18 protein-coding genes are annotated in these 22,995 nt (G+C 57.3%); 15 read left to right on the forward strand and 3 right to left on the reverse strand.

Annotated features, from left to right (window positions below; translation table 11 throughout):
• Positions 1 to 365: 365 nt before the first annotated feature.
• The 7 genes from PCAR_RS17590 (at position 366) to PCAR_RS02170 (ending at position 8,672) form a co-directional block, all read left to right on the forward strand.
• On the forward strand, positions 366 to 4,061 hold the full coding sequence (locus PCAR_RS17590; protein WP_052643298.1) for a PAS domain S-box protein: 3,696 nt from the start codon (positions 366 to 368) through the stop codon (positions 4,059 to 4,061).
• A 98-nt stretch (positions 4,062 to 4,159) separates the two neighbouring features.
• Positions 4,160 to 4,417 carry a DUF504 domain-containing protein gene (locus PCAR_RS02145; RefSeq protein ID WP_011339973.1) on the forward strand — a complete coding sequence of 86 codons (258 nt, stop codon included), beginning with the start codon at positions 4,160 to 4,162 and terminating at the stop codon, positions 4,415 to 4,417.
• A 163-nt stretch (positions 4,418 to 4,580) separates the two neighbouring features.
• Complete coding sequence (locus PCAR_RS02150) at positions 4,581 to 5,510, forward strand: hypothetical protein (RefSeq protein WP_011339974.1); 930 nt, start codon at positions 4,581 to 4,583, stop codon at positions 5,508 to 5,510.
• A gap of 108 nt (positions 5,511 to 5,618) precedes the next feature.
• On the forward strand, positions 5,619 to 6,323 hold the full coding sequence (locus PCAR_RS02155; protein ID WP_011339975.1) for a Bax inhibitor-1/YccA family protein: 705 nt from the start codon (positions 5,619 to 5,621) through the stop codon (positions 6,321 to 6,323).
• 329 nt (positions 6,324 to 6,652) lie between these two features.
• Positions 6,653 to 7,252 (forward strand): sulfurtransferase-like selenium metabolism protein YedF, encoded by a 600-nt coding sequence (yedF, locus tag PCAR_RS02160; RefSeq protein ID WP_011339976.1) that lies wholly within the window; start codon positions 6,653 to 6,655, stop codon positions 7,250 to 7,252.
• Positions 7,249 to 8,394 (forward strand): aminotransferase class V-fold PLP-dependent enzyme, encoded by a 1,146-nt coding sequence (locus PCAR_RS02165; protein ID WP_011339977.1) that lies wholly within the window; start codon positions 7,249 to 7,251, stop codon positions 8,392 to 8,394. Before yedF ends, PCAR_RS02165 begins: the two co-directional genes overlap by 4 nt.
• Positions 8,391 to 8,672 carry a DUF3343 domain-containing protein gene (locus PCAR_RS02170; protein WP_011339978.1) on the forward strand — a complete coding sequence of 94 codons (282 nt, stop codon included), beginning with the start codon at positions 8,391 to 8,393 and terminating at the stop codon, positions 8,670 to 8,672. Before PCAR_RS02165 ends, PCAR_RS02170 begins: the two co-directional genes overlap by 4 nt.
• Positions 8,673 to 8,860: 188 nt before the next feature.
• Here PCAR_RS02170 and PCAR_RS02175 read toward each other — a convergent pair whose 3' ends face one another.
• The 3 genes from PCAR_RS02175 to amrS form a co-directional block, all read right to left on the reverse strand.
• Positions 8,861 to 9,715: a mechanosensitive ion channel family protein gene (locus tag PCAR_RS02175; RefSeq protein WP_011339979.1), complete on the reverse strand. Its 855-nt coding sequence runs from the start codon at positions 9,713 to 9,715 to the stop codon at positions 8,861 to 8,863.
• A 206-nt stretch (positions 9,716 to 9,921) separates the two neighbouring features.
• Positions 9,922 to 10,476: a hemerythrin domain-containing protein gene (locus PCAR_RS02180; protein WP_011339980.1), complete on the reverse strand. Its 555-nt coding sequence runs from the start codon at positions 10,474 to 10,476 to the stop codon at positions 9,922 to 9,924.
• A gap of 14 nt (positions 10,477 to 10,490) precedes the next feature.
• A complete protein-coding gene (amrS, locus tag PCAR_RS02185) occupies positions 10,491 to 11,519 on the reverse strand; it encodes an AmmeMemoRadiSam system radical SAM enzyme (RefSeq protein ID WP_011339981.1) in 1,029 nt (342 codons plus the stop codon).
• Between the two features lie 329 nt (positions 11,520 to 11,848).
• Between amrS and PCAR_RS02190 the strand changes: the two genes are divergently transcribed.
• From PCAR_RS02190 to PCAR_RS02230, 8 genes are all read left to right on the forward strand, one after another.
• A complete protein-coding gene (locus PCAR_RS02190) occupies positions 11,849 to 12,676 on the forward strand; it encodes an aldo/keto reductase (RefSeq protein WP_011339982.1) in 828 nt (275 codons plus the stop codon).
• Between the two features lie 766 nt (positions 12,677 to 13,442).
• Positions 13,443 to 14,108, forward strand: coding sequence for a nucleoside deaminase (locus tag PCAR_RS02200; RefSeq protein WP_011339983.1), 666 nt, complete (start codon positions 13,443 to 13,445; stop codon positions 14,106 to 14,108).
• 211 nt (positions 14,109 to 14,319) lie between these two features.
• Positions 14,320 to 15,597, forward strand: a complete 1,278-nt coding sequence (locus PCAR_RS17595) for an RT0821/Lpp0805 family surface protein (RefSeq protein ID WP_011339984.1) — start codon at positions 14,320 to 14,322, stop codon at positions 15,595 to 15,597.
• Positions 15,598 to 15,862: 265 nt separating this feature from the next.
• A complete protein-coding gene (locus PCAR_RS02210) occupies positions 15,863 to 16,561 on the forward strand; it encodes a response regulator transcription factor (RefSeq protein WP_052643300.1) in 699 nt (232 codons plus the stop codon).
• A 310-nt stretch (positions 16,562 to 16,871) separates the two neighbouring features.
• Positions 16,872 to 18,224, forward strand: coding sequence for a nitrogenase iron-molybdenum cofactor biosynthesis protein NifE (gene nifE / locus PCAR_RS02215; protein WP_011339986.1), 1,353 nt, complete (start codon positions 16,872 to 16,874; stop codon positions 18,222 to 18,224).
• Positions 18,212 to 19,504 carry a nitrogenase iron-molybdenum cofactor biosynthesis protein NifN gene (nifN, locus tag PCAR_RS02220; RefSeq protein ID WP_011339987.1) on the forward strand — a complete coding sequence of 431 codons (1,293 nt, stop codon included), beginning with the start codon at positions 18,212 to 18,214 and terminating at the stop codon, positions 19,502 to 19,504. The genes nifE and nifN overlap by 13 nt, the downstream gene beginning before the upstream one ends.
• Before the next feature lie 650 nt (positions 19,505 to 20,154).
• Positions 20,155 to 21,162, forward strand: coding sequence for a nitrogen fixation protein NifQ (locus PCAR_RS02225; RefSeq protein WP_011339988.1), 1,008 nt, complete (start codon positions 20,155 to 20,157; stop codon positions 21,160 to 21,162).
• Between the two features lie 95 nt (positions 21,163 to 21,257).
• Positions 21,258 to 22,142, forward strand: coding sequence for a 4-hydroxybenzoate octaprenyltransferase (locus tag PCAR_RS02230; RefSeq protein ID WP_011339989.1), 885 nt, complete (start codon positions 21,258 to 21,260; stop codon positions 22,140 to 22,142).
• The last annotated feature ends 853 nt before the right edge of the window (positions 22,143 to 22,995 follow it).

The raw sequence follows: 22,995 nt of genomic DNA on the forward strand, positions 1-22,995 counted from the left end.
GGAGATGCCTTGTCGATTGGTAACCTGGGCGTTAGAGTCGCACGATGGCTGGACCGCTTCTCTTATCCGCTGAAGTGGGGCCGTGGGGGCTTTGTTTCGACAACCGTTTTGCTTTGACCTTGCCGGGAGGCGAGTCTTGACCAAAACAAGGTTATGCAGTAGGGTGAAGTTTCCTTATTAGCATGTATTTTGTATCGACTTGATCCAATGCAAGGCTAGCGATGAATTTGCAGAACGCTGTTTTGATAAAAATGAAGCCACCCGGCGCTTTGAGGCGCGGGTGGCTTTTTGTTGTTTGACGGCGAATCCCGGGGGATGAATCCGGGGCTGGGTGCACGGATATGCAGGAAAGGCGGTGGCAAAAAATGTATCTGATCCTTGAAGGAGAAGATCAGGATCCAAAGGCTTTGCAGCAGCTGCTGAAGGATCACGGGTACACGGTTTCGCTGCGAAGCGGTGCCGGCCCGGAGGCAGCCGCCAGGACCGAAACGGCCGAGGAAAACCTGCCGCTGGCGTTTCTGGCTCATTTCATCGATGGCATCATCGTCGTGGATGTCGAAACCGTGGGGGTGAAGTACGCCAATAAGGCTTTTGCCGACATGCTTGGATACAGTCTGGAAGAAGTTCATCGGCATAAGGTCTGGGACTGGGATGCCGTCTGGTCGCGGGAAGAAATCGAAGAGATGTCTGCGACGCGGAACTGGCCGGGGGAACATTTCGAGACCCGCCTTCGGTGCAAGGACGGACGGGTGCTGGATGTGGCCATCAGCCATAAGCCGATCTTCTGGCAGGGAGCGGAGCTCGTCTTGTGTGTGATCGAGGATATCACTGAGCGCAAGCGAACCGAGCGCGTGCTGCATCTCACGCAATTCACCGTGGAAAAAACCGATGATCAGGCCTTTTGGATGGATCCCGAGGGGCGGTTTCTCTACGTCAACGAAGCAGCCTGTACCGCTTTGGGTTACAGCCGGGAAGAACTCGAAGGCATGCCGATATGGGAAGTCGATCCGAATGTTACCCGGGAAAACGCTGTCGATTATTGGCTGCGATTGAAAGAACAAGGCTCGATGCGTTTCGAAAGCCTGCACCGGGCCAAAGATGGACGTATCTACCCGGTGGAGGTTCGCGGAAATTACGTTAATTATGACGGCAGGGAATACAGTTGTGTCTTTGTCACGGATCTCAGCGAACGCCGGCAGGCGGAACAGCAATTGCGGCAAGCCAATCTTGTGCTGGAGAGCAGTCCGGCGGTTTTGTACCGCCGCAAAGCACAGCCGGGATGGCCGTTGGAAATGGTCACGAGGAACGTTGCCTGTTTCGGATATGCCCCCAACGAACTTTTGTCCGGGGCTGTTTCTTTCGCGGACCTGGTTCATCCGGAGGATCTCGACCGGGTGGCTGCCGAGGGAACGGAATATACCCTCCAGGGTGAAGACCGCTTTCAGCAGGAATATCGGATCGTCACCAGGGGGGGGGATGTCCGCTGGGTCGATGACCGTACCGTTGCCGAACGGGATGGGCAAGGGAGGGTGACCCACTATCAGGGCATCGTTCTGGACATCACCGACCGCAAACGGACCGAACTCGTCATGGCGGCGCGCATGCGCCTGATTCAGTTCGCTGCTACGCACACCCTGGACGAACTGCTGGAAGCCACCCTGGACGAGGCGGAAGATCTGACCGACAGCCAGATCGGTTTTTTTGTGTTTCTCGATGCCGATCAGAAAACCCTCTCCATGCAGAACTGGTCCACCAGGACCAAGCGGGATTTCTGTACGGCGCAAGGCAAAGGGCTGCACTATCCGGTATCGCAGGCCGGGGTATGGGCCGACTGTATTCACCAGCGTCGGCCGGTTATTCACAACGACTATGCCGCTCTTCTCCACCGTAAGGGGCTGCCGCCAGGGCACTCTCCACTGATGCGGGAACTGGTCGTGCCGGTCTTCCGCGGCGAGAACATTATGGCCGTCGTTGCGGTGGGTAACAAGTCGCAGACCTACACGCCGCAGGACGTGGAAGCGGTTTCTCTTTTGGCCGATCTCGCCTGGACGATTGCCGAGAGCAAGAAGGCCGAGGAAGCCTTGGAAAACCGCCTGGTCGCTTTGACCCGCCCGTTGGAGGATGCTGCCGGCGTCACCTTCGAGGAGTTATTCAATCTGTCAGACATCCAGCGTCTGCAGGATGATTTCGCCCAGGCCACCGGCGTGGCGTCTCTTATCACCCTTCCGGACGGTACGCCCCTCACCGAGCCCAGTAACTTCTGCCGCTTCTGCACAATGATCCGGGCGACGGAAAAAGGGGCCGTCAATTGTATAAAATCCGACGCAGTACTGGGCAGACCTTCAGCCTTGGGTTCGACTGTGCGGAAATGCTTGAGCGGAGGGCTTTGGGGGGCTGGCGCCGCCATCCTGGTCGGGGGGCGTCATATTGCCAGTTGGCTTATCGGCCAGGTGCGAGACGCGAATGTGACCGAAGAACAGGTACGTGCCTGCGTTCGAAAAACAGGTGTCGATGAAGAGGCCGTGTTGGAGGCCTTCCGTGAAATTCCGGTCATGCCCCGTGAGCGCTTCGGCCAGGTCGCCCAGGCGTTGAATACGCTGGCCGGGCAACTTTCCTCCATCGCTTACCAGAATGTGCAGCAGGCCCGTTTCATCACCGATTACAAACAGGCCGAAGAAGCGCGCCGCAAGTCCGAGAGCGAGTATAAATCGATAGTCGAGCATGCCCCCTTCGGCATCACCCGTTCCACCCGGGAGGGCAAACTGCTCAGTGTCAATCCGGCGCTCGCCTCCATTCTGAAATACGATTCGGTGCAGGAGTTGATGGAGACCGTCAACCGTTCCAGCATTCAGGAGGTGCTTTTCCCCAAACCTGAGGAGCGGGATGCCCTGGTGGATAAAGTCCTCACGCAGGATGCCTGGTATGTCTTCAACAACCGGTTACGCTGTAAGGATGGCAGTATCGTAACCTGCCGGGTCCATTCCCGGCGGATCGCCGATGAGGGCGGTCTGATCGGTGAATTCGAAAGTTTTCAGGAGAACATCACCGATCAATTGGCTGCGCAAGAGGCGCTGCGGGAGAGCGAGGAGAAGTTTCGCGTGCTGGCGGAGACCTCGCCGGTGGCGATCTGCCTCTATCAGGAGGATCGGCACATCTATGCCAATCCCGCCATGGAGCGGCTATTCGGTTACGACGCCGACACGTTGTGCAACATGAACATCTGGGATATAGGCCACGAAGATTCCCGGGACCTGATTCGGGAGCGGGGGCTTGCCCGGCTGGCGGGACAAAGTGTATCCGGTCAGTATGAAATCAAATACCTGACCAAGGCTGGTGGTGAGGGGTATGTGCTGATTTCAGCCGGGTTGATCGAATACCAGGGCCGTCCTACCGGGGTGGCGTCGTTTCTCGATATAACCGAGCGCAAACGGACCGAACAGCTGATCCGGGCGTCCCTGAAGGAGAAGGACGTGTTGTTGCGGGAGATCCATCACCGGGTCAAGAACAACCTGCAGGTGGTGTCGAGCCTGCTGTATCTGCAGTCACAGAAGTTCAGTGATGCGGAGCTGCAGAACTGCTTTCTGGAAAGCCAGAGTCGCATCTGTTCCATGGCCATAGCCCATGAGCAGCTTTACCAGTCCAAGAACCTGGCGGACATCAGCATCAAGACCTATCTGGAGAACCTGGTGCAGCAACAGCAACAGATCCTTTTCTCTCCCGGCCAGCAGATCGATTGCCGGCTGACGGTCGAGGATATCCCCCTCGATATCGAAAAGGTGGTTCCCTGCGGCCTGCTGATCACCGAGTTGCTGTCCAATGCCTACAAGCACGCTTTTGCCGATGGCCGCAGCGGGCAGGTGGCGATTTCGTTGCACAGCCATGCCGGGCAGTTTGAACTGACGGTGGCCGACAACGGCGTGGGGGTGCCCGCCGATTTCGATTATTGCTCTCCCAAAACCCTCGGCCTGCAGCTGGTGACGGCACTGGTCAATCAGCTCAACGGTACCCTCGAGGTGGAGAGTCGCAGCGGCACCTGTTTCCGGGTGCGATTTGAAGGGTAACGGCCGCCGTTGGTGCAGGCATTATCCCGGTTTCGTGTTCGACTGGTTCCTGATGGTAAAATGGGTTGTGACCGCATGATCTGAAAGGAGACGCAGGGATGCAACCGGTTCAGGATCTGCTCCACCGCATTCAATGGGACAAGGCTTTCGCCGATGCGGATTTCGAGATCGGGTATTACGATCGCATCGAAGACCGGATTATTCTGGTGCCCTTTTCGGCGCTTCATTTTCGAAAGGATGATCGTTTCGCCTTCGAACTCTACGACAGCAGCGGCCAGATCCACAGCGTGCCGTTTCATCGGGTGCGGGAGATTTATCGGGACGGGAAGTGTATCTGGAGGCGGGTTTCGAAATGAAGATGCCGCCACCTTTGGCGCACCCAGCGGTGTGGGAGCCAGGCGGCTAGGATGCCCTTTGGCTTCCCGAACGATATTCCCCGCATATCGGTAAGCAATGGTGGGCATCGAGGCATAGATCTGCTATCCTGCGCGATGAGATACTCACCGTCAGGATGATACGATGTTTCCAGCTTCTTTCCGCCTGATCCCTTTCCGTGCATTTCTGCCGGCGGGGATCGTTTTTATACTTTTCTCCTTCGTGTCGCTGGGCCTTTTGGCAACCGCGCCGCTATCCTTCGACCTATCGACTTTCGCGCCTTTGCTCGTCCCTCTGGTAGCCCTGATTTTCATCGTGATGTTGTCGATGGCCTGCGCCGTTTTCACCGTGTACCAGGAACCCTTGTTCGCTCGTTTCCAGGGTCTGCGACGCATCATGGTTTTGGGGACCCTTACGCTGGAGGCCGTCCTTGTATCGGTTCTCTGCCATACGCACATCCATCAAAATCTGTTTTGTGCCCTGGCTTCGGCCAATCTGGTGGTGATGGCCTTGCTGCTGGGAAATTTTCTGGTCAGCGGTCTTAACAGGCCTTCGGAGCTTATCCCGGTCTGCATTGTCATGTCGATTGCGGACCTGATAAGTGTTGTCAACGGTCCAAGCAAACAGATGATCGAAGGGATAGAGGCTTTTTATCGGCATGGGCGCCTCGGGGCTGTCCCCTGGTCCGATTTTCTGCTGGTCAAGATCGCCGTGCCCGGTGTCGATCACATGTTGCCGGTTTTCGGCGTAACGGATGTTGTGGTTCTGGCTTTTCTGGTTGCTGCGGCGCATAAGTTCCGGTTGAACGATAACCTGCTGGGGCGCGGGCTTGGGGACATGCCGGGGTGGCCATGCCTGGCCCGCTGGTTTCCGGCGGCGGCGGGCGGCCTAGCCTTTGCCCTGCTTGCGGCGCATGGTTTTGACATGTTTCTGCCGGCGTTGCCGGTGATTGCGTGCTTTTTTCTCGGCTACACCGTCCCGCGTTATCCGAAGATGCGCCTGCTGGGGAGGACCGAATGGACGGTGGTGTCTGTCAGTCTCGCGATTCTGTGCGGCTGGGCGATATGGGTATGACCGGGTTGAACCTGCCTTTTGTAAAACTCTGCAGTTGTGGGAACTCGCCGGATTTGCTACTATTCGGAAAAAATTAACTGCGTCAAATTCGACGCCAAGGAGAATGTCATGATGGAAGATCAGGCTGTTCGCCACGCAGAGTCTGCTGTCATTTCGCAGGCGGAGGCGTTTTTCCCCAAGGTTTATAACTGGATGGCGGCCGGGCTTGCCGTTTCGGCCATCGTTGCATTGCTGACCGTTTACAGCCGGACCATGATGCAGCTGGTTTTCGGCAACCGGTTGGTGTTCTACGGCCTGCTTATTGCCGAACTGCTGCTGGTGGTAACTCTCTCGGGGGCCATTCGGCGTCTGAGCGCGGCCGCCGCGACCGGCTTTTTCCTTCTGTACTCCGCCCTCAGCGGGGTGACGCTGGCGGCGATTTTTGTCCTTTATACCCAGAGTTCCATCGCCAGCACCTTTCTGGTAACGGCCGGAACCTTCGGCGCTATGAGCATCTACGGCCATGTCACCCGCCGCGATCTGACCTCCTGGGGCAGCTTTTTGTTCATGGGCCTGATCGGTTTTCTGCTGGCGTCGGTGGTCAATATCTTTATGCAAAGCGAGATGATCTATTGGGTCAGCACCTACTGCGGCATTCTGATCTTCGTCGGGCTGACCGCCTACGATACCCAGAAACTCAAAGTGCTGGCCATGGGCGGTTTTGCCAACGGCGAAGAACGGCATAAGATGGCCATTCTCGGCGCGCTGCGTCTATATCTCGATTTTATCAATCTGTTCCTGCTGTTACTGCGGGTTCTCGGTCGGCGCCGCTGAGCGGGGAGCCGGGCTATGGATACACAAGGGGCGGCCACGATATGGCGCCCCTTTTCCAATGGTGCGGAGGTTAAAGGCGATTTAAGGCTTTGAACTTTCATGGAAAGCTATGTGCCGTCACCTGCCCGAGGGCAGATCGCCGGATATAAACGCGATGCTCCGAAGGGCCCTTTGCCGAGGCAATATCTGTTTGACATCCACAAACAGGTTTTGTAGGTTGTAATCCCTGTTTTGAACTGTTTCCAATCATTTATTCCCTATTCCAAAATAGCATGTCACCGTTGCAGCGGGCTTTCGACCGCCCGGATGCAAAGACGATTGGAGGAACCATGGCCAAACGCGTTATCGATTGCCGGGGCTTGTCCTGTCCACGGCCTGTGGTAGAGACCAAAAAGGCCATGGAGGCGTTCCCGGATGCGGAAATCGAGGTGCTGCTGAATGACGAGATCGCCTGCGAGAATGTGTCACGACTTGCCGCCGGCCGCCATTGGACAGTGGTCGCCGTGACCCGGGAGGGAGAGGATATCCAGCTTCTGCTGCGGTCGGAAAACGCCGAAGCCGGCGAGCCTGCCCCGGAAGCTTTGTCCGATGAGGAGGCCTTTCTGGTCTATTGTCCGTCGGACAAGCTCGGCCGGGGAGACGATAAACTGGGCGAGATATTGATGCAGAGTTTTATCAAATCACTTGTCGATATGCCTCCGTTGCCAAAACGGATAGTTTTTCTCAATAGCGGTGTGCGACTGGCAACCGAAGGGTCGGCGGTTCTCGATACGCTGCGGTATTTCGAGGAACAGGGGGTGGAAATTTTCTCCTGCGGAACCTGCCTCGATTTCTTCGGCCTCAAGGAGCAACTGCGGGTCGGCAATGCCACCAATATGTTCGAGATCATAACGGCGCTGCGGAGTTTTGACCGGGTGGTGCAGCCATGATTTATCTCGATAATGCCGCGACCACCTTTCCCAAGCCGGATGCGGTCTGGGAGGCGGTCCTTGAATGCGGCAAGACAGCCTGCGGTAATCCCGGCCGCAGCGGCCATCCCCTGGCTGCGGCAGCGGCCCGGGAGGTCTTTGCGACGCGCGAAGCTCTGGCCGAATTGTTCCATGTCGAGGATTCATCCCGCATCATTTTTACCTATAATGCCAGTATGGCACTCAATACGGCCATTTACGGCTACATGACCAACGGCGGCCATGTCGTCACCTCTTCCATGGAACACAATTCAGTGATGCGTCCGTTACATACTCTGCAGCAGCAGGGGCGCATCTCTCTGACGGTTGTGCCCTGCAGTTCAAAGGGGGAGCTCGATCCGGACGATGTGAAACGGGCCGTGCAAGCCGACACCCGGCTGGTGGTGCTCACCCACGCTTCCAATGTATGCGGTACCATCCTGCCTGTCCGCGAGGTCAAGCAGTTGCTGCCCGATATACCGTTGCTGGTCGATGCGGCGCAGACCGCGGGGGTTCTGCCCATCGATATCGCGGCATCCGGCATCGACATGCTGGCTTTTTCGGGGCACAAGGGATTGCTGGGGCCGATGGGAACCGGCGGCTTGTATGCCGCGCCGTCGCTGCGGCTCGCACCGTTGATGCAGGGCGGGACCGGCAGCCGCTCGGAGGATCTGGAGCAGCCCGGGTTTATGCCCGATGCCCTGGAGGCGGGCACGCCCAATGTTCCGGGACTCAGCGGATTGCATGCGGGGGTGCGGTTTCTGCAGGATACGGGGCTCGCGACGGTCAGGGCGCATGAAATGGATCTTACCCGACAGCTGATCGACGGCATTGTCGGCCACGAAAAGATCCGCGTTCACGGTCTGGCGGATGCGGCACGGCAGACCGCTGTGGTTTCGGTCACCATCGACGGGCGGGATCCCGGCGACATCGCGCGGACTTTGGATCGGGATTTCGGCATCGCCTGCAGGGCCAGCCTGCACTGCGCCCCGGTAGCCCACCGGACCCTCGGAACCTACCCCCACGGGACAGTACGACTCTCCATGAATTATTTCAACAGCCAGGACGATGTACGGGAAGCCGTGCGGGCGCTGCACGTCATTGCGGAGCAGGGGGAAGCATGAAAAAAGAGGGCTGTTACGTACTGATCCTGCCGTCGATCCATCATATTCTGAAGGTGGAAAAAGGGGCCAAGTCCCGGAGTATTTCCGTGGAGCTGATTCCGACGCCGAGGCAGATTTCCTCCGACTGCGGCATGGCGGTGGAACTTTATCCGGAGGTGCTTGAGCGTCTTTTGGCGATGGTTACGGAAATCAACGTGCCGGATTGGGAACTGTACCGCCGCGAAGGCGGCGACTATCAGCTCGTTCGGGAACCTGGTGCAACCGGCAGCCAGGCCTGAAACCGTTTGCAAAGCACACCCCTTCTTGCGCCAGCGGATGCCTGATTCCACGCGTCCATGCGTCTCCTGAAAATTCTCTCCGTTTACGTTCCTTCCGTGCTACGGAGTTCCCAAGTATCCGGTGTTGAAAAACCGCTGCCGTTTCTCTCGTATTGCACCAAAATCTGCCCGATTCTCAGCCTTTGCTATCAATCCCGGGTCTTTTCCTGAATCAGATGCACATCCTGCTGCGGGAAAGGAATGTGGACGCCGGCTTCGGCCAGAGCCTTGTGTATCGCCAGATTCACCTGGTAAAGGGTCTGGAAATATTGCTTGGTCGGCACCCAGTAGCGCAAGCCGATGTTGATGGAGGAGTCGGCAAAGGCTTCGATACCTACCTGCGGTGCGGGATCCTTGCGCACCTCATCAAACCGGTTCAGAACCTGTTGCAGAACCTCGATCGCCTGTTCCGGGTCGTCGTCGTAGGAAATGCCCACCGAGGTTTCGATGATGCGGTTTTCGAAGGAATTGGTCAGGATTTCTCCGACGATGTGCTTGTTGGGAATGGTGATCTGCTCGCCGTCCTCGGTGGAGAGAATGGTTGCGGCCAGGCGGATCTCGTCGACCACTCCGCTGACACCCTGCACCTGTATGGTGTTGCCGACCACAAACGGCCGGGTCAGGATCAGGGTCAGTCCGGAGCCGTAGTTGGACAGCGGCCCCTGGATGGCGAAACTGGTGCCGAAAGCCAGAGCGCCGAGGGCGGCGATGAAGGGGGCAATGGAGATGCCGAATTTGCCGATGGCGACGATCACCACGAACACCATGATCATCAGCTTGACGCTGCTGGCAAAGAACTTCGACAGGGTGATGTCGATGTTGCGTTTCTCGCAAACCCGCAGTACCAGGCGCGATAACCAGCCGGACAGCTTCAATCCGACAATCAGGATGATCAGGGCGCCGAGGATCTGGAAACTGTAGGTGACGACGAACTGTGTCACCATGTCGACGATCTTTTGCAGGGTTTCCATCTCCTGGCCGATCAATTTGCTCTCCGGATTCATCGCTTACCTCCTGAATGATGCCTGGCACATTTATGCGGGTATAGGGCTCACCCGTGTTTTCGGTCCTTACTCAATGCATATGCAACCGCCGGGTGCGTTTGCCGTTGCGTAGTATAAAACAAAAATAACGGAATTGCAGCAGGGATACATGAACCGATTGCAGCCACAAGAGTGACGCGTATGCGGAGCCCGGTCCGGCGGCAGGGTCACTTCAGATAGGTCTTTTTTAATCGTTTCAGAAGTTTGTGAAAAGCCTCGTGTCGACCGGGACCGATGCGTTCCTTCTCCAGGTTTTCGAAGGCTTCCAGCAGCTCGGCATCCTGGCGCAGGTCGAGATGTTTCTCGGCCAGGGGAAACAGCACGGTCCGTTCTTTTTCGATGTGCAACTCCAGCAGATCCATGTATTGCGAAACGGTTTCGGCGAACAGCTGCGCGCCCCTGGCGTCGCCGCTGCGGATGCGGGCAAGGCTTTCCTGCAAAGTGGCGATCAGCTTGCGTCCCGTGGCATGTTCGTCGAGCAGTGTTTCCACCGGATGGCCCTGGCGCGGCAGGCCGGCCTCTTCCAATGCCGGGAACAGATACTCTTCCTCTTTGCTGTGGTGACAGCGGTCGATAAACACCGAGAGAAATTCGGCCATGGCTTGCAGATCCTCGGGGGGGACCGTTTCCTGCCTTTCAAGCCGGCCGGCGACATTTTCCAGGATCAGCAGCATCTGCATGATCCCCTCATGTTCCTTTTTCAGTTGCTCTATGGCTTGCATGATGATGCTCCTTTTCAGGGGCTGTGATTTCCTGCCATACCCACCCCGGCTATGGTCTCTGAACATGCGGGACAGGTTCCATCGTGACGAATGATGTTTTCAGCGACACTGAATCCCATACGGCGGATCAATATTGTGCCGCAGCCGGGGCAGGTGGTGTCGGTCTCCTCAGCCACGTTGCCCAGGTAGATATGCCGTAGCCCGGCGCCGCGGCCGATTTCCTCGGCCCGGTGCAGGGTCGTCTGCGGAGTGGGGGGCAGGTCGCGCATTTTGTAGTGGGGAAAGAACCGGCTGATGTGCCAGGGGGTATCGGCCCCCAGTTCCCGGCTTACGAACTCCGCCAGTTCCTTGAGCTCTGCCGGATCGTCGTTGAGACCGGGAATGATAAGCGTGGTTACCTCGAGCCAGATGCCGAGGGTTTTCATTTTTTTCAGGCTGTCCAGTACCGGCTGCAGGCGGGCACCGATATGCTGGCGGTAGGTGGCGTCGCGAAAGGCTTTCAAATCGACGTTGGCGGCGGAGAGCCAGGGACGGGCGGTGTCGAGAAGCTCGGCGGTCATGTAGCCGTTGGTGACGAACACGTTGGCCAACCCGGCATCACGGGCCTGACAGGCGGTATCGTGGGCGTATTCGAAAAAGATACTCGGTTCGGTGTAGGTGTAGGCGATGGAACGGCATCCGGAACGCTGCGCCTCGGTCACGATCTGCTCCGGGGTGGCAGGATGGCCGGCGATGAAATGTTGTTCGCGCGGCATCTGCGAAATTTCCCAGTTCTGGCACCAAGCACAGCGGAAATTGCATCCGGGCGTGGCGATGGAAAACGACAGAGAACCGGGGTAGAAGTGGAACAACGGTTTTTTTTCGATGGGATCGACGGCCTGGCTGATGGTGCGACCGTAGACCAGGGTATAGAGGGTGCCGCCGCGGTTTTCGCGCACCTGGCACAGACCCAGGTGGCCGTCGCCAATGGTGCATTGGTGGGCGCACACCTGGCATCGCACCTTGTTGTCCGGCAGTTTGTCGTAGAGCATGGCTTCTTTCATCGCAGGTCCTCCCTTTTTGTCGGATCTGATTTTCAGTTTATCAGCTTCTGCTGAATTTTCGGAATTGGATCGGGTAAAACGGATGGTCAGACGGCAGTGTCGGGTGATCGATGATTCTCGGGCCTGATTCAACTCAGAAGCATCGCGGAACCTGTGAAAAGCGGAAAAACCTGATACCTTAATTTGTATATAGTTGTTTTACCGGGAGAACAGCGGTGCTATCGAAGGATAGAGTTGCCCTTATCGACAGTCTTTGCGCAACCGTGTCGATCTTTGCAAGAACCGAAAACGCAGAACGCGATTGAAAACAGCATAAAGGAGGCGGTGCCATGATTCCCAAACGTGTCCTCGGTAAAACCGGCCAGACAGTGACCTGTATCGGTCTTGGCGGCGAAGGGGTATTGCGGACCTTTGGCCGGGAACCGGAGGCACGGAACCTGATCGCGCGGGCGCTTGACCTGGGCATTACCTACATGGAGTCGGCAAGGGCCTATTCCGGTAGCGAATCCTATTACGGGCGGGCACTTGGCGAACGGCGTAAGGAGGTTTTTCTGGCCAGCAAGGCCCATGAGCGAACCGCCAAAGGGGCCTGGACACAGCTGCAGCAAACCCTGGAAAACATGCGTACCGAATGGCTCGATTTGTGGCAGGTGCACGATGTGCGCACCTCCCGTGATCTGGAGAGGATCTTCGGCCCGGGTGGGGCCATCGAGGCTTTTGACCGGGCCAAGCGCGAAGGCAAGGTGCGGTTTGTCGGCGTGACCGGCCATGAAAATCCGGATATCCTGCTGCAGGCTTTGGATCTGTACGATTTCGATACGGTACTGATGCCGGTCAATCCGGCGGAACCGGCCTGGGGCAGTTTCCCCGAAAAGGTATTGCCCGAAGCCGAGTCCCGCGGTCTTGGCATTGTCGGTATGAAAGTGCTGTGCCGTGGTTTCGGTCTGCAACTGCCCGGTTTGCAGAATCCCGTACCCTGGCTGCGTTATGCGCTGGCACAGGGCGTATCGACCATGGTCATCGGTTGCGACGATCCATGGCAGTTGGAGCAGAATGTTGCTGCCTGCAGTGAAAAACCCATGTCGGTTCAGGAATGTCGACAGTTGGAAGAGGCGGTTGCGCCCTGGGCGCGAAAGTTGATGTATTACAAACCGTAGGGTCGGTGTTTTTTGATTTGCTGTTACGCCCTCCCCTGTGACGCCGCCGGAACGGAGCGGGCGGCGGGCGAAACAGGCGGACGACTGAGCGCAGCGAATCTCGTCCGCCCGCCCGACGGTCGCGCCGTGGAGGGCACCCGCCGCAGGCGGGCCAGGAGCGGGGCACCTTTCTCTGCTTACTATCTTTTGGTGTGAAAAGAGAGTAAGGCGCCGGGTGGGGGCGCGACCCCACGGTGTTGAAGTTGAAGGACCAAAAGCAAATTCTTTACACTTCAAGTTCGCCGGTCCCGGCCGGCAGCCGGCTTACTTTCTTTACTCGTCTAAAGAAAGTAACCAAAGAAAGGACGTAAAGTCGGCTGCCGCCATCACTGGATTTCGCGAGATGACGGTGCTGGCGATCACCGTTGCTGTGAAATAAGAGGTGCTTCAGCTTCGTATGCGGCATCTGCGAAACGATGGCGGTTCACCAGTGGTCTACGAGGCTGTTGCAGACACCGGCGCTGCTGGATTGTCTTATAACAGCTTTGCTGTTACCCCCCTTTTGACGCCGCCGGAGCGGAAGCGGGCGGCGGGCGGGGGCGCAACCCCGCGGTGTTGCAGTTTTGTTCTTCATCATAGGTAACACTTTGATTCCGGTATATGGATAACCTTCGTGAGGCCCTCCTTTCGCTTTTCCGTTAGGAAGATAAATACATAACCCTCTTCCATCCCTCGACCATGCCTGCTAAACTCCCGGGTGTTTTCCTCATGAAACAAGGGAGTCGCCATGTCTCGAACGTTTATTCGTCCTTTGCTCTGCGCCTGTCTGGCGCTCTGTTTTTTATCCGTGGGAACAAGCCGGGCGGCCGAGCCCGGTCTGTCAAAAAGTATTGCGCAGCTTGAGGCGCGTATCGCGGCCTATGTTCCGGATCCTCGTTACCGGGAAGACCGTTTCGGGTTGATCGTTGTCAAGCAGGCCATCGTCAGTCTAAAGGCCGGCTCCGGCGGCATCGGTGCCTGCCTGGTCGATGCCCGCACCGGCAAGGTGGTCGAGAGGGGGCGCAATCGGCAATACAGCCCCTATTTTCGCAGCGATATGCATGCGGAGATGGATCTGCTCAACCGCTACGAGGATCGATTGAAGAAGAAAGGCGGTTCCAATTCGAGCGGCGATCCGCGTCAGTGCGGTGATCTGATACTGTTTACCTCCACGGAACCCTGTCCCATGTGCCTGACCCGCATCATCAATTCCGGGATACAACGCATGTACTATCTCAATCCGGATATGGAAGGGGGCATGGCTCATCGCATGGAGCACCTGCCGAAGTTCTGGCGCGAATTTGCCGCCGGCCGGGATTTTCGTCAGGCGGAATGCTCTCCGACCCTGAGAAAAATCGCGGAAGATCTTTTCCGCCACTCCGTACGGTCTTTTGCCAGAAAAAGCCAGCCTTGATGCCGTTCTTATGACAGTCTGGCCGGTTTATTTTCGGTACCGGTAAACCGATTCGGCGTTGTTTCGTCTATACCACTGAAAGAAATCCGGCAGGAATCTCATCCTCCCTGCAGAGCCGCCCGCAAGCCGGTCATCATAAAGGGTTGGTAACAAGGGACAGCGCAGGTTGCACGGTGTGGCAATAATCGCCGGGCCTGTTAGGAGAGTGGTCATGAGACGGATAGCACTGGTATTTTCGGTTGTGCTGGTAACGCTGTGCGGAACGGGACAGGTTTTTGGGCAGACCGTCGAAACCCTCGACGAGCCCGAACAGCTGGCCATGTCCGATACTCTGCAATACGCTTTGGAAAACAACCCGACCAGTCAGGTTGCCAACTGGGTGAACCCGGATACCGGGCGATCCGGTTCGGTGGTGCCGGTCAAGACTTTCACCAATGAGCTGGGCCAGCCGTGTCGCGAATTTGTCACCACGATTATTATCGGTGGTCAGGAAGAGCAGGGCTACGGTACCGCCTGCCGTCAACCGGACGGATCCTGGCAGATTGTGGCCGATGAGCAGGCATCGACATCCACGCAGGCTCCCACCAACGTTTATGTTTATCCGCCGCAGCGGTATTATTACGTGTACCCCGATGCGTATTATTACTACCCGTCGCGATTCTATTATCCCTACAATATTTTCCTGAGTTTCGGGTTTATTTTCCGCAGCGGATCTTTGTATTACGGTTCGTATTACCTGGATAACTACCATTTCCATCGTCGTCATCCGGTTCATGTGCGATCCCGGATCTATGTCGGCCCTCGTATTTTTACCCGCCATCGCTGGTACACTCACCCCTACGTTCACCATCGTACGCGAGGGCCTTCGCCGGCCTATCGCTATCGCACTGAAGAACGTCGACGGACCACCATCACTCCGAGGTATCGCGACCGTCAGGACCACCGTCAGCAACGCATCTTGCGAGATCGAAGTCGCATCCAGCAACCGCGTATCCAGCAGAGACAGCCTGCCGTGAAACGCCAGCAGCAGAAGGCGCCGGTACTGCGTCAGCACCGCGATTCGGGCAATCAGGGCCGTATCCAGCAGAGACAGCCTGCCGTGAAACGCGAGCAGCAAAGGGCGCCGGTACTGCGTCAGCACCGCGATTCGGGTAATCAGGGTCGTATCCAGCAGAGACAGCCTGCCGTGAAACGCGAGCAGCAAAGGGCACCGGTACTGCGCCAGCACCGCGATTCGGGAAAGCAGAGCCGTATTCAGTCGCAGCGGCCGCAACAGACACGATCGGCAGTTAAATATGAGCGGCGCAAAGCACCGGCCACGGGCCGAGGCGACATCCGCAATCAGAGTCGGTCCCGTTCAGCCCAGGTGCAGGGCAAACAACCTGTGGTGCAACGCGAACAGCAAAGATCGGTATCTCGGCGAGCCCCCGAAGTGCGCCAGCAGCAAAATCCCATGGCGCACCAGGGCGGTCGGCGGATGGCGAGATAAGACACAGGCCGCATCCGTTACAAAACAGCTGAGCACATGGTTGTTGGAGAATTCCCCGGATTTTACATTTTGGCCGATATTCCACCCGGTTCGCGCGCCAGGCAGCCGGGTGTATTTATGGGCCATGTAAATCTCTGTCGTGGATACGACGGGTTATTTTCATTTTTTTTACACAGTTTCTCCTTATTGACATGGTAAGCCTACGTCTCATGAAACTTCATGCAGATCGACCTTGATGACCCTTCAGCGTTTAAAGGCATGCCTTATGGAAATTTCGGCCAACCATGAAAAGAACATCTGGATACTTGCCCATCAGGCTCAACCGGATCTATCCTCCCTGCAGGATCTTATGGGGGGTGGTTATCACCTGCAACCGTTTGCCATCCGCAAAAGCGCTGTCCTGCATCCGCCCCAAAAGGTGGATCTGGCCCTTTTGGATATGGCGGCATCAACCCAGGATGCCATGACCAGCATCATGCGATTGCGGGAGGATTATAAAGGGCCGTTGGCGGTGCTGGATAACCATCCCAACGAAAGACGTCATATCCTTGCCCTTGAAATCGGCGCCGATGACTATCTGCAGCAACCCGTCAGTTCGCCGGTGCTGGCGGCGCGTATCGAAGCTTTGTTGCGCCGCTATCAGCAGGCGGAAAGGGAACCCTCGGCGGTGATCTCTGTCGGCGATCTGACCATTGACGCAACGCGCAGGGAGGTGACCAAAAATGAGAAGGTCATTTCGGTCACCACTGTCGAGTTCAAATTGCTCTGGTATCTGGCCAGCCATGCCGGCATAGTGGTGAGCCGCAACGATATTCATCTGGCTCTTTATAATCGGGAATACAACGGTATCGACCGTTCCGTCGATATGTACATCTCTCGGTTACGAAAAAAACTTGGCGACTGTCCCGCCCATCCCACGTTGCTCAAAACCATCCGCGGCGACGGCTACCTGTTTGTCGGGTAATATTCGCTTGCCCCCATCGAATCCATTTCATCCATAGCCCCCGGGTTTCCGGCGACAGATCATGCCGGGCTCCCTGGGGGCTGTTCGATTTGAGTCACCTTTCTTAACTTTGCTTTCCAACTTCCTCCTCCGTTTGCTTAAAAAGTAATCAACGCCTTCTTTTTCATCGCGCAAGTTCGCTCTTCAAAGTTGTAAGTTGCCGAAATAGCGTATTTTTATATACTGGCAGGGGTTTTGCTTTATGTATGGCATAAAGCCTGTCCTCTCTCCCTCCAGGCTTACTTCATCTGTTTAAAAAAGGAATCAGGCCGTGGCAACTAAACCAAAAATTCGAGAATTGCTGGACGAGAGTGCCTGCGCTCACAACAAAACCAAGACGGCTGGCTGTAACAAAACAGTCCCCGGTGCCACTACTGGCGGATGTGCCTTCGAGGGGTCGCAGATCTCTCTTTTCCCTTATGCCGATGCAGCGCATCTGGTGCACGGTCCCATAACCTGCGTGGGGGCTTCCTGGGAAACCCGGTTGACCCGAACCAGTTGGCAGGGCCGCGATATGACCCAGATGGGTTTTACCACCGGCATTTCCACCAACGACGTGGTCTTCGGCGGGGAGGAAAAATTACGGCAATCCATCGACTATATCGTTGGGCATTACGCCCCTCAGGCGGTATTTGTCTACAGTACCTGCGTTACGGCCATGATCGGTGATGATATCGATGCCGTCTGCCGTCAGGCACAGCAGGACCATGGTATTCCCATGGTGCCGGTACACGCTCCCGGTTTTGTCGGCGGCAAAAATCTCGGCAGCCGGCTGGCTGGCGAAGCGGTGCTGACGCATCTGATCGGCACTCTCGAGCCGGAGGAAACGACGCCTTTCGACATCAACCTGATCGGCGATTACAACGTTACCGGCGATATGTGGCAATATGCTCCGCTGCTGAAGGAACTCGGCATTCGGATATTATCCACCCTGAGTGGCGACGGCCGGGTGGCCAGGATACGCACCGCGCACCGCGCGCACCTCAATGTTCTGGTGTGCGCCAAGTCACTGATCTCGCTGCCGCGTAAACTCAAGGAAAAATACGGCATTCCGTTCATCTCCGTGTCCTTTTACGGTAAGCGCGATACCAGCGCCAGCATTCTCGCCATCGCCGAAGGCCTTGGCGATGCCGACCTGATCGCCCGCACCAAGCAGCTCATTGCCCGCGAAGAGGCCCGTCTGGAAGAACGCCTTGCTCCCTACCGGGAGATTTTCCGCGGCAAGAAGGCGGTGTTGAATACCGGCGGCAACAAATCGTGGTCCATCGCCTCGGCTTTGCAGGATCTGGGCATCGAGGTTGTAGCCACTTCGGTAAAAAAATCCACCCAGGTGGACAAGGAAAAGGCGCGTAAGTATCTGGGGGAAAAAGGGGTGCTGATGACCAACCCGGGAGCGGAGCAGGCCAAAATTATCGACCAAACCGGTGCCGACCTGCTGCTGGCGGGAGGACGCAGTCTATATACGGCCATCAAGAAGAAGATCGCTTTCGCTGATGTCAACCAGGAGAAAAAGAAGAGTTACGGCGGTTACGAGGGGTTGCTCAATCTGGCCGAAGATCTGAAAAATGCCCTGGAAAATCCGGTATTCAAAAACGTCGCAAGGAGGGCACCGTGGGAGAAATAAGCCACAAAATCGAGAAACCGCTGCAGATCAATCCTATCCGGCTGTCGCAGCCCATGGGGGCAGCGCTGGCTTTCCTCGGTATCGACGGCTGCATGCCGCTCATGCATGGCGGTATGGGGTGTACGTCCTTCACCAAGGTGTTTCTGACCCGCCATTTTTGCGAGCCGATCGCTATCCAGACCACGGCTGTTACGGATGTCACCGCGATCCTCGACGGTGGCGACAGCAGCATCGTCGAAGCGGTGCACAACATCACCAAAAAAGTTACCCCCAGTCTCGTCGGCCTGCATACCACCGGTCTGACCGAAACCAAGGGCGATGACATCCGTGGCGCGGCCAAACAGGTCGATTTTCCCATGGTTTATGTGCATACGGCCGACTACGAAGGCGGATTGGAAAGTGGCTGGGGCAAAACGGTCAAGGCGATCATCGAGCAACTGGTCGAAGAGCGCTCACAGGTCCAGTCCGACAAAGTGGTGTTGCTGCCCCATGTGTCCATGCAGCCCATCGAGGTGGAAAAGCTCAAGGATTTCATCGCACTGTTCGGCCTGGAGGTTGTAGCCCTGCCGGATCTTTCCACTTCGCTTGACGGTCACCTGGGTGAGAAACAGAGTGCTCTGAGCAGCGGTGGCGTTAAGGTTGAGGCCATCGTCTCGATGGCCGATGCCGCAACGGTTATCTCCGTCGGTGCATCGATGCAACTCAGTGCCGAAGCCTTGTTGAAAAAAAATGCCGCCATGCGGCATATCCACATGGACCATGTGCAGGGGTTGGTGGCAACAGATGCGCTGGTGGAGCAATTGCTTGCCCTGACCGGTATGGAACAGCCGCCGGCCAGTGTGGTGCGCTGGCGCAAACGGCTGCAGGATGTCATGCTGGACAGCCATTTTTCCTTGGGCCAGACCCGTGTGATGGTGACCGGGGAACCCGATTTTGTGGCCGGAGCCTGTGAACTTCTGTCCGAGGCCGGCGCCCGCATCAGTGTGGCCCTGTCGACGGTGGACTCGCCACAGCTGGAAGCCATAAACGCGGCAAAAGTCATGGTCGGCGATCTCGAGGACGCCGAGAAGCTGCAGGCCGAGTACGATCTTATTGTCGGCAGCATGCATGCCGAAGCCCTGGCGCATCGATTCGGCAAGGCATTGGTGCTACGCGGTTTTCCCTGCTGGGAGATCGTCGGCAACCAGCTGAAAAACGATCTTTTATATGAAGGCGGGGCGTATTTTCTCTGTGAAACGGCCAATGCCGCCGAAGCGATGCGCATGGGGAGCCACGATTAACAGTTGGTTTTCCGATTTGGCGTTGCCGTTAATCCCCTTGTGACGCCGCCGGAACGGAGCAGGCGGCGGGCGAAACCGGCGGACGACTGAGCGCAGCGAATCCCGTCCGTCCGCCCGACGGTTGCGCCGTGGAGGGAACCCGCCGCAGGCGGGCCAGGAGCGGGGCACCTTTCTCTGCTTACTCTCTATTGGTGTAAAAAGAGAGTAAGGCGCCGTGGGGGGGCGCGACCCCGCGGTGTTGCAGTTGGTGTTCGGTGGAAAGAACTAAAATCGTTACCTTAACTTCAAGTTCACCGGTCCCGGACGGCCGCCGGCTTGACAAGCAGCTGTGCTGCTTTCGGTTTTGCCGTTAATCCCCTTGTGACGCCGCCGGAACGGAGCAGGCGGCGGGCGAAACAGACGGACGACTGAGCGCAGCGAATCTTGTCCGTCCGCCCGACGGTTGCGCCGTGGAGGGAACCTGCCGCAGGCAGGCCAGGAGCGGGGCACCTTTCTCTGCTTACTCTCTATTGGTGTAAAAAGAGAGTAAGACGCCGTGCGGGGGCGCGACCCCGCGGTCTTGAAGTTAAGGGTTCAAAGATAAATCCCTACACTTTTCACTCTTGTAGGACAAACAACACAAAACTTTAACTTTCCGGAAGGAATGCTCCATGCTTCTTTACACCGACACCATCCGCCGCTGGGCAACCGACTATCGTCGTTGTCGCGACCTCACCGATCCCCACGGGACGGGAGAGGTCGGCATGGCTCATGGCGAGGAGGGCACCCGCATCGCCGTGCGGTTTACGGTGCATCTCCAGGGCGCGTTGATTACCGATGTCGGTTATCAGGTGTTCGGTTGCGGTTACTCCATGGCTGCTTGCGCCGCAGCGGCAGAGCTGGCCTGTAACAAAAATTTGCCGTCGGCAATGGCCATTGACGCTTCGCAGGTCGATGCGTTGCTCGATGGCTTGCCGCCGGAGCGCAGTTATTGCGCCGATCTGGCGGTGGAAGCATTGCAGGCGGCCCTTGCCAGTGCCAGTGGTGATGCGCAGACCGTTCAGGCCGCCTATCATCCTGCCGAAGAGGAACACGGCCCCCGCGTTCATGCCGATCATCCTGTGTACCGTGCCCTGATGGACAGTACTCCGGTTGAAGGTAGCTCAGAGGAAAACCGGCATCTGTTCGCCTGTCTGCTCAGCGTTGCCGCCGACGAACCGTACGACACCGCGGCGGCCCTTGGCCTGAGTGCCGATGATCTGAAGGTACTTTTGGAAACCTGGTTCCCGGAATGCAGCCCGGGACTGTTCAGCCAAGCGGATCGGTCGGAGCAGGTTCCTCCCGAGTATAACGACGAAGTGCTGCAAATTCTGCTTACCCATGTGCCACGGGAGGCGAATGGCACACTGCAGACCTCATCTCTTCTGTTGGCCCGCATCATCGCGGCCCGAACCGCCTATCCCGGTCATCTGTGGGTCGCCATGGGGTTATTCGAACGCCCCCAGTTGAGCGCTTCCATTCGCCGGCTGCTACCATCACTGGCTGCGGCCAATAATCAGAACATGCGTTGGAAACGCTACCTGTTCAAACAAGTCTGCGATCTCAACGGCGGGATGATGTGCAAATCCCCCAATTGTGGAGATTGCAGCGATTACGCGATCTGTTTTCCGGAAGACTGAGCTGCAACCCGGTTTTCCCCACCCCTTTGTCTTTTCCCCACCGACAGGTTATAATCCGCCCCTCTACCGATGATTCCATTCCGAGGGGCTTCCGCGTGCAGCTTATCAAGCATCAATTCAATTTTATACGTTCCCTGCTGGAGATGATTGCATTCTCCCATTCAGTGTTCGCTTTTCCCTTTGCCCTGTTGGGGGCGTTACTGGCGGTGCAGGCCAGCGGCGCCTGGCCGACTGCGGCTCAGCTGGGCTGGATATGTCTGGCCATGGTCGGTGCCCGTTCCGGTGCCATGGGGCTCAACCGCATCATCGATGCCGGCCTCGATGCCGAGAATCCGCGCACCCGCGGGCGTCATATCCCCAGCGGCAAAGTCTCCCGGCGGGCGGCCTGGCTGCTGGTCTGTGTGTCCTTTGCCGCGTTGCTGCTGGCGGCGGGCATGCTCAATTCCTTGTGTCTGATGCTGGCGCCGCTGGCGGTAGCGCTATTCGTTCTTTATCCGTTTTGCAAGCGCTTTACGGCGCTGTCGCACCTGGTATTGGGTGCCTGTCTGGGCGCGGCACCGGTCGGCGCCTGGATTGCGTTGCGCGGCGATGTGCGCTGGCCGGTGGTGCTGTTAGGGGTTGCGGTTTTGCTGTGGGTGGCGGGCTTCGATATCCTTTATGCGCTGCAGGACGAAAGCCATGATCGCCGCGCCGGTCTGCATTCACTGCCGGTACGATTGGGCGCCCGCCGGGCCTTGTTGCTGGCGCGCGTGCTGCACACGCTGATGGTGCTGCTGTTGGCGGGAGTGGCTTTTGGCGGCGGATTGGGTGGTCTCTTTCTGTGCGGGGTGCTGGTGACGGCCGGCCTGCTGGCCTGGGAACATCGCCTGGTGCGGCACGATGATCTGAGTCGCCTCAATCAGGCTTTTTTTACCATGAACGGTCTTATAAGCGTGTTATTGTTTGGGTTTGCGCTGGGGGATGTTCTGGTCCGTTTTTGAATATCCGAACAGCTCTACATTTTAATGCTGCTCCTGGATTGTTTAAGCGGCTGTGCCGTTTTTCCCCTCGTGACGCCGCCGGAACGGAGCAGGCGGCGGGCGAAACCGGCGGACGACTGAGCGCAGCGAATCTTGTCCGCCCGCCCGACGGTTGCGCCGTGGAGGGAACCTGCCGCAGGCAGGCCAGGAGCGGGGCACCTTTCTCTGCTTACTATCTTTTGGTGTAAAAAGAGAGTAAGGCGCCGTGCGGGGGCGCGACCCCGCGGTGTGGAAGGAGAAGAACTGAGGGCGTTGTTGTATCGAGGACCAAGGCAAACATCTCAAACTTCAACTTCGCCGGTCCCGGCCGGCAGCCGGGTGGCTTTCTTTACTCGTCTAAAGAAAGTCACCAAAGAAAGGACGTAGGGTCGGCTGCCGCCATTACTTGATGTCTCGGGATGGCGGTGCTGTCGATCACCGTCGCAATGAAAAAAGGATACTTCAGCTTCGATTGCGGCATCTTCGAAATGATCGTGGTTCGCCAGTGGTCTACGAAGCTGTTGCCGACACCGGCGCTGCTATATTGTCTTATAACAGCTTTGCTGTTAATCCCCTTGAGACGCCGCCGGAACGGAGCGGCTGGCGGGCGAAACCGGCGGACGACTGAGCGCAGCGAATCTTGTCCGCCCGCCCGGCGGTTGCTCCGTGGAGGGAACCCGCCGCAGGCGGGCCAGGAGCGGGGCACCTTTCTCTGCTTACTATCTTTTGGTGTAAAAAGAGAGTAAGGCGCCGTGCGGGGGCGCAACCCCGCGGTGTTGAAGTTTCGTTCATCATCATGGGTAACACGTAAAGTATCCGAAGAAGGGAATTCTTC

The organism is Syntrophotalea carbinolica DSM 2380, assembly GCF_000012885.1.
In the GTDB taxonomy this organism is placed as follows: domain Bacteria; phylum Desulfobacterota; class Desulfuromonadia; order Desulfuromonadales; family Syntrophotaleaceae; genus Syntrophotalea; species Syntrophotalea carbinolica.

Excerpts from the sequence above, each read along its gene's own strand:
- PCAR_RS17590 (WP_052643298.1), top strand. The coding sequence starts at position 366 with ATGTATCTGATCCTTGAAGGAGAAGATCAGGATCCAAAGGCTTTGCAG.
- PCAR_RS02145 (WP_011339973.1), top strand. The coding sequence starts at position 4,160 with ATGCAACCGGTTCAGGATCTGCTCCACCGCATTCAATGGGACAAGGCT.
- PCAR_RS02150 (WP_011339974.1), top strand. The coding sequence starts at position 4,581 with ATGTTTCCAGCTTCTTTCCGCCTGATCCCTTTCCGTGCATTTCTGCCG.
- PCAR_RS02155 (WP_011339975.1), top strand. The coding sequence starts at position 5,619 with ATGATGGAAGATCAGGCTGTTCGCCACGCAGAGTCTGCTGTCATTTCG.
- yedF (WP_011339976.1), top strand. The coding sequence starts at position 6,653 with ATGGCCAAACGCGTTATCGATTGCCGGGGCTTGTCCTGTCCACGGCCT.
- PCAR_RS02165 (WP_011339977.1), top strand. The coding sequence starts at position 7,249 with ATGATTTATCTCGATAATGCCGCGACCACCTTTCCCAAGCCGGATGCG.
- PCAR_RS02170 (WP_011339978.1), top strand. The coding sequence starts at position 8,391 with ATGAAAAAAGAGGGCTGTTACGTACTGATCCTGCCGTCGATCCATCAT.
- PCAR_RS02175 (WP_011339979.1), bottom strand. The coding sequence starts at position 9,715 with ATGAATCCGGAGAGCAAATTGATCGGCCAGGAGATGGAAACCCTGCAA.
- PCAR_RS02180 (WP_011339980.1), bottom strand. The coding sequence starts at position 10,476 with ATGCAAGCCATAGAGCAACTGAAAAAGGAACATGAGGGGATCATGCAG.
- amrS (WP_011339981.1), bottom strand. The coding sequence starts at position 11,519 with ATGAAAGAAGCCATGCTCTACGACAAACTGCCGGACAACAAGGTGCGA.
- PCAR_RS02190 (WP_011339982.1), top strand. The coding sequence starts at position 11,849 with ATGATTCCCAAACGTGTCCTCGGTAAAACCGGCCAGACAGTGACCTGT.
- PCAR_RS02200 (WP_011339983.1), top strand. The coding sequence starts at position 13,443 with ATGTCTCGAACGTTTATTCGTCCTTTGCTCTGCGCCTGTCTGGCGCTC.
- PCAR_RS17595 (WP_011339984.1), top strand. The coding sequence starts at position 14,320 with ATGAGACGGATAGCACTGGTATTTTCGGTTGTGCTGGTAACGCTGTGC.
- PCAR_RS02210 (WP_052643300.1), top strand. The coding sequence starts at position 15,863 with ATGGAAATTTCGGCCAACCATGAAAAGAACATCTGGATACTTGCCCAT.
- PCAR_RS02225 (WP_011339988.1), top strand. The coding sequence starts at position 20,155 with ATGCTTCTTTACACCGACACCATCCGCCGCTGGGCAACCGACTATCGT.